This window comes from Rhizobium mongolense USDA 1844 (assembly GCF_000419765.1).
Lineage (GTDB): Bacteria > Pseudomonadota > Alphaproteobacteria > Rhizobiales > Rhizobiaceae > Rhizobium > Rhizobium mongolense.
Window position 1 is genome coordinate 1 of the sequence record NZ_ATTQ01000069.1, and the last position, 6,470, is coordinate 6,470.

The following is a 6,470-nucleotide window of genomic DNA, read 5'->3' on the forward strand; positions in this document are numbered from 1 at the left end:
CCTTCATCGAGGTGCCAGACATCGCCTTTCGTCGGCGCCTTGCGGCGTATGCGGCGCGCATAATCAAGGCCATGCTTTCGGCACCATCGGCGGATGGTCTCGTAGGAAACGACGATCCCGCGATCGAGCAGCATTTCCTCGACATCGCGCAGGCTCAGATTAAAGCGAAAGTAGAGCCAGACAGCACGGGCTACGATTTCGATCGGATAGCGGTGGTTCTTGTAGGTCGGTGCACTCACGCTCATGCGTGCGCTGCTACCTCAATTTCCTTACCGCTCAATCAATGTGACAGTACCCTTAAGACTTATCGCGATACCCTGACGATCGTGGCGGGCTCCGTTCGCACCATGACAAAAATGGGGATCGGTCACGCAGAATTCGAGATTAAGCGCCCACCTTGGTTCGAGATCGCCGACAAGGTGCGAAGATCAGCGTCTTAGCCGATCCCCGAAACCTGCCTATAATGGCTAGCTTTCAGCTTCCGCTCACAGCGCTGGAGATCGCGGCCTCGGTAATGTGAAATCCGCTCATGGACGCCAATCCGGCGCATCGATGGCTGCGAGAAACCGTCATCGAAATTTGCCGAGCGACATGCGGCTCGGCTGTCCTCATCACCCGATGAAATCCCACGACGCTTTAGGGAACCGGGAGAGGTATGGAGAGAAATCGGCGGCGGTAAATCGTTCTTCGAGATGGCCATTTTGACCAAGGTGGCGGGCCGCGCCCGACGATGATGAGCACTACGTCTACGCTATAGCGCTCTAAAATACGATTTGGCTGTTCCCTCAGTCTGAAAGCAGCAAAACCGGCATCCGGCCTGACATTTAATAACGATCTCTTGACTTTCTCTCATTGCTGGTAAAGAGTTCGTTCTTTAGAGCGCCGCCTGGGAACGAGATCGTACCTCCTCTGCCGAGTCGGCACATGGTTGTGCTTTGCCAGGCGGGATGCGCGCATGAAACGAACCACTGGTCAGTACGAACGCACTATCGCAGGTGATGAGGCGGTGCAGGCGTTCATACCGTCGGCCCTACCGCCCCAAGACCCTGAGATTAAGATCGACGGTCAACTCGCGGAGCGATTGCGGACGGCCGAGCATGCGCTGGCAAGGCTCGATCTGGCCAGTGAGATGGTCCCGTCTCTCGACTGGTTCATCTACGCTTTCGTGCGCAAGGAAGCGGTCATCTCGTCCCAGATCGAAGGCACGCAGGCGACACTTATTGATCTGCTGAACTTTGAGGCGGAACACGAGGTAGAGCCGGACGCAGACGTCGAGGAGATCTGCAACCACCTGGATGCACTGTCCTACGCACGCAAAGAGCTGGCGAAATCTGACGGCCTACCACTATCCATGCGGTTGCTGAACGGAGCGCATCAGCGGCTTATGCATGGTGCGCGCGGAGCGACCAAGCAGCCCGGCGAGGTGCGACGAAGCCAAAACTGGATCGGCGGCAGTCGACCGGGAAACGCCATCTATGTTCCGCCCCCTGTGAAGGCGCTTCCCAGCCTGCTTGGCGATTTCGAGAAATACCTTCATACGACAGACAACCTGCCACCGTTGGTAAGGGTCGGGCTGGCGCATGTTCAATTCGAGAGCATCCATCCCTATCTCGACGGCAACGGTCGCTTGGGGCGCCTGCTCATTGCCTTGCTCCTCGAACACTGGGGGCTGCTGAAGGCGCCGCTTCTCTATCTCAGCCTCTTTTTCAAACGCCACCGTGCAGAATATTTCCGCCGGCTGACCGCCGTGCGCACCGAAGGCGATTGGGAGGGCTGGACCGATTTCTTTCTCGATGCCGTAGCGACGATTGCCGACGAAGCAGTCACGTCGGCACGCGAGCTATTTGCCGTCGTCACCTCGGACCGAGCCCGCGTACTGGCCCAGGACACGACATCTGTCTCCGCTGTGCGGCTGTTCGAGCTTTTGCCCAACCATCCGATCATCACCGTCGCGACCGCCATGACGCTTATCGAGACGAGCAAGCCGACGGCCACTCGTGCCGTTGAGACGCTGATCGCCGCAGGTATTCTCGTTGAGACGACGGGCAAAAAGCGAGATCGCAGCTTCGCCTATCAAACATATGTCGACCGACTGCGGATCGGTACGGAACTGGAGCACAGATAATGACAGATCGTTCGACCGCACTTTCTCTACTCAGACGGGCTCTTGGCGACAACGCGGCATCTTTTCGCGATGGGCAGTGGGAAGCCATCGACGCCCTGGTGAACAGACGGGAGCGTTTGCTGGTCGTACAGAGGACTGGTTGGGGAAAGAGTTCCGTCTATTTTATTGCGACCCGTATTCTCCGGGATCGTGGTCGTGGACCGACGCTCATCGTCTCTCCACTTCTGGCTTTGATGCGTAACCAGATTCAAGCCGCGAATCGTCTTGGCATTCGCGCCCTGACCATAAATTCTACGAACAGAAACGAATGGCCGGCACTTCAACAGGTCGTGCGGGCCAATCAGGCTGATGCGCTTCTGATTTCTCCCGAACGTCTGGCCAATGACGATTTCGTAGAAAACGTCTTGCTGCCGATCGCCGAAACGATTGGCTTGCTTGTAGTCGATGAAGCCCACTGCATATCCGACTGGGGCCACGATTTTCGGCCCGACTACCGGCGCCTCGTCAACGTTTTGCAGAGAATGCCGGATAACGTCCCGATACTGGGCACCACAGCGACCGCCAACAATCGCGTCGTTGCGGATGTTCAAGCACAACTCGGCAACATCGGAATCGAGCGCGGAGCACTCACACGGCAAACACTCGCACTACAGACGTTACGTCTTCCCACGCAGGCAGCGCGCCTTGCCTGGCTGGTGGAACATATCAATGAGCTCCCCGGCACTGGTATCATTTACACGCTGACGAAGCGCGATGCGAACCAGGTTACTGATTGGCTAAATCAGCACGGCATTGCTGCCAAGCCCTATTATAGCGGTGTGATGGGCGACGGGTTTGAAGACTCTGATGCTTATCGTGAGCACCTTGAAGACCAACTCTTGAGAAACGAAATCAAGGTATTGGTCGCGACGACGGCCCTTGGAATGGGATACGACAAGCCAGATCTCGGTTTCGTCGTTCACTATCAGGCGCCGGGATCGATCGTTTCCTATTATCAGCAAGTCGGTCGTGCCGGCCGTGGCATCGCTCATGCAGTCGGCGTTCTGATGTCAGGCGACGAGGATGATCACATCCACGAATATTTTCGTGGCAGCGCATTCCCGCGCGAGCGATGGGTTCAATCGATCCTGGAGGCGCTTGAGGAAAGCGATGGTCTGAGCACGGCTCAGATCGAGGAGACAGTGAACCTGCGACACGGCCAGATCGAACAGGTGCTAAAGTTTCTCTCTGTCGATAGTCCAGCCCCCGTCATCAAGGACGGCTCGAAATGGCAGAGGACGCCTGTCCCGTTTCGTATGGATCATGAACGCATTCAGCGTCTAACCGAGCAGCGCGAGATCGAGTGGGGAGAAGTTCAGGCCTACATTGATGAACCTCGATGCCTGATGGAGTTTCTGGCCAACGCCCTTGATGATGCGAACCCGCAGCCATGCGGTAAATGTGCCAACTGCTTGGGCAGGCCGGTCGTTGACCCGTCATTCACTCGCAAAACAGCGATCGTGGCTGGCCGTTTCCTGCGCCATTCCGAGATCGTCTTGGATTGCAACAAGCAAGTCGCAAAAGACGCCTTCGCCGAATATGGGCTCAGAGGAAACCTCGCTTTAGAACTTCGCGCAGAACCGGGTCGGATTCTCTCTCGTTGGGGTGACGCTGGTTGGGGGCAAGTGGTCGCTGACGACAAGCACGATGGCCACTTTAGAGACGAACTCGTCGATGCTGTTGCGGAGATGCTGCGCGACCGCTGGCAACCGAATCCGTCGCCGACATGGGTCGCCTGCGTCCCCTCCAGAAACCATCCGACACTTGTACCTGACTTCGCACACCGCCTCGCGAACGTTCTCGGTCTCCCGTTCGTACCTGCAATAGCCAAGGTAAAGGATAACGAGCCCCAGAAAGGGCAGCAGAATAGGTTTCATCAATGCCGTAACCTTGATGGTGTTTTTGCAATCGTCGGCGCCGTGCCCGACGGCCCTGTGCTTCTTCTGGATGACGTCGTGGACTCGGCGTGGACAATGACGGTGGCCGCTGCTCTTCTCAGGCAGGCCGGCAGTGGTCCTGTCTGGCCAGTCGCATTGACGACTTCGAGCGTGGGAGGCTGACATGCATCTTACACCTCAAGCTCAGGCGGTGATGCTCCTGACTGTGTCATTCGGAAAGTCAGAGTCGCAGGATGGAAAACCCTTCTCCAATAGCGAGTGGGCCAAATTTGCCATTTGGCTGAAAGACCATGGGCTGGAGCCTGCCGTCCTGTTGAAGGGCGATCTGGACTCTCTACTCGCGGGTTGGGTGGATCGTACAGTTTCAATAGCGCGTATTCGGGCACTTCTAGGCAGGGGGGCGGCCCTGGGACTTGCTCTCGAAAAGTGGCAGCGGGCGGGTTTGTGGATTTTAACGAGATCTGACCAGGAATACCCGGAGCGGCTAAAGCGGCGGCTACGTTCGGAGTCTCCCGCTGTGCTGTTTGGTTGCGGGAACAAGGCTCTTCTTAATACTGGCGGTATCGCCGTCGTAGGCTCGCGTGACGCCGACGAACAGGATCTCGCCTACACCGAAAGACTTGGAGCCGAGGCAGCAGCACAGGGGTATTCGCTTGTCTCGGGCGGTGCTCGCGGTGTCGATCAAAGCGCAATGCTTGGGGCTTTGGAAAGGCAAGGCACAGCCGTGGGCGTTCTTGCCGACAGCCTGCTTCGGTCCGCAATGTCATCGAAGTATCGCAAGCATATTATGTCCGGCGATTTAGCGCTGATCAGCCCGTATAATCCCGAGGCAGGCTTCAATGTCGGTCATGCGATGTCGCGCAACCGATACATCTACTGCCTAGCCGATGCCGCGGTCGTGATCAGCAGCACGCGCGATAAGGGCGGAACGTGGAACGGAGCGATCGAAGACATCAGGGCGGGCTGGGTTCCGCTTTGGGTTAAGCCGAGCAATGACCGGAACTCCGGCAATCGGGAACTTGCCCAGCGTGGCGCGAACTGGTTTCCAGAAGACATGACTTCGCTGTCAAAACTGTTTGAGGAAGCTTACTCCGCCCCTTTGCAAACCTTGAGCAACGAACTTCCGCTGCTTGCGCAAGATGATGAGCGAGAGGCCGAATCCGAGAAGGAAGGGGAGACTGAAACCAGTACGCCAGAGGAAAACTCGCCGTTATCGGAGCTCTTGGTGAGTGCGTCAGTCACTCCTGGCGTATCGGTTCCCAAAAACAGCGCGTTGGTCAATATAGACTTCTACACGTTTTTCCTTGCTCGGTTTGTTGAGCTTGCATCAGCCGCACCCATGACGGTCGATGATGTAGCCGCGCGTCTTGAACTGGAGAAGGCGCAGGTGAACGCTTGGCTTAAGCGAGCGGCAGATGAAGGGAAAGTCGCTAAGCTAACGAAGCCTGTGAGGTATATAATAAATCCCGAAGCGCCGACGCAGGCCGCGTTGTTTGAAAGATAAAAATGATCTTGAATCATTGGGGAGCATGATTTGAGCGAGCAGGGCATAACTGAAGCCGCAAGTTCTGATTTAGACACGGTCTTGGCAGCACTTAGCCGTGACTATTCTAAATTAGGACCGAGGATTAGGGAGCTAAAGCACGAGGTGACGTGCGAGTCGGCGGGAGTCACGCTTCGTCTGCATTTCCCCGCCTTTCGACAAGGCAAGACCACCATTCACGAACTGGTGGAGTTGGCATGGCTTCACCTCACGCCGTTCGCGCTGACACGAAAGGAAATCGATGCGGTGAGAGCGCTTCAATCAACTCTGCCGTTTGACGATTTCCTGATCAAGACCACCCAACTCAATGACGCGGCCGCGAAGCTTTTTATTAAAGCGCACAAGGCAACAAATCGAAATGGCGAGGCTGGCGAACGGTGGTGTCACATTGATTGAGCGGTAAGGAAATTGAGGTAGCAGTGCGCCCATGACCGTGAGTGCACCGACCTACAAGAACCACCGCTATCCGATCGAAATCGTGGCCCGTGCTATCTGGCTCTACTTCCGCTTCAATCTGAGCTTGCGCGATGTCGAGGAAATGCTGCTCGATCGCGGGATCGTCGTTTCCTACGAGACCATCCGCCGATGGTGCCGAAAGCACGGCCCTGATTATGCGCGCCGCATACGCCGCAAGTCGCCGACGAAAGATGATGTCTGGCACCTGGATGAAGTCGCGGTGCGCATCAACGGTCAGAAATGCTGGTTGTGGAGAGCGGTTGATCAGGACGGATATGTGCTCGACGAGATTGTCCAGACGCGTCGCAACACCAAGGCCGCCAGGCGCCTGCTGACGCGACTTCTGAAGAAGCAGGGTCTGCCGCCAAAGCGTATGATCACCGACAAACTGCGCTCCTACGGGGCGGCC

5 protein-coding genes and 1 pseudogene are annotated in these 6,470 nt (G+C 56.7%); 5 read left to right on the forward strand and 1 reads right to left on the reverse strand.

What is annotated here, in order from left to right; genetic code table 11:
* Window positions 1-245, reverse strand: a pseudogene (locus tag A3C3_RS0136815) (IS6 family transposase); the annotation flags it as partial.
* Window positions 246-955: 710 nt separating this feature from the next.
* Here A3C3_RS0136815 and A3C3_RS0136820 point away from each other — a divergent pair.
* The 5 genes from A3C3_RS0136820 to A3C3_RS0136840 form a co-directional block, all read left to right on the forward strand.
* Window positions 956-2,125 (forward strand): Fic family protein, encoded by a 1,170-nt coding sequence (locus tag A3C3_RS0136820; RefSeq protein WP_022719459.1) that lies wholly within the window; start codon window positions 956-958, stop codon window positions 2,123-2,125.
* A complete protein-coding gene (locus A3C3_RS0136825) occupies window positions 2,125-4,224 on the forward strand; it encodes a RecQ family ATP-dependent DNA helicase (RefSeq protein WP_022719460.1) in 2,100 nt (699 codons plus the stop codon). The genes A3C3_RS0136820 and A3C3_RS0136825 overlap by 1 nt, the downstream gene beginning before the upstream one ends.
* A gap of 1 nt (window position 4,225) precedes the next feature.
* Window positions 4,226-5,566: a DNA-processing protein DprA gene (locus A3C3_RS40880; RefSeq protein ID WP_022719461.1), complete on the forward strand. Its 1,341-nt coding sequence runs from the start codon at window positions 4,226-4,228 to the stop codon at window positions 5,564-5,566.
* A 30-nt stretch (window positions 5,567-5,596) separates the two neighbouring features.
* The gene (locus A3C3_RS0136835; protein WP_022719462.1) at window positions 5,597-6,001 is read left to right on the forward strand and encodes a hypothetical protein; all 405 of its coding nucleotides are present in this window, start codon (window positions 5,597-5,599) and stop codon (window positions 5,999-6,001) included.
* 31 nt (window positions 6,002-6,032) lie between these two features.
* Window positions 6,033-6,470, forward strand: a 438-nt coding sequence (locus A3C3_RS0136840; RefSeq protein WP_022719463.1) for an IS6 family transposase, incomplete at its 3' end; no start/stop codon positions are given.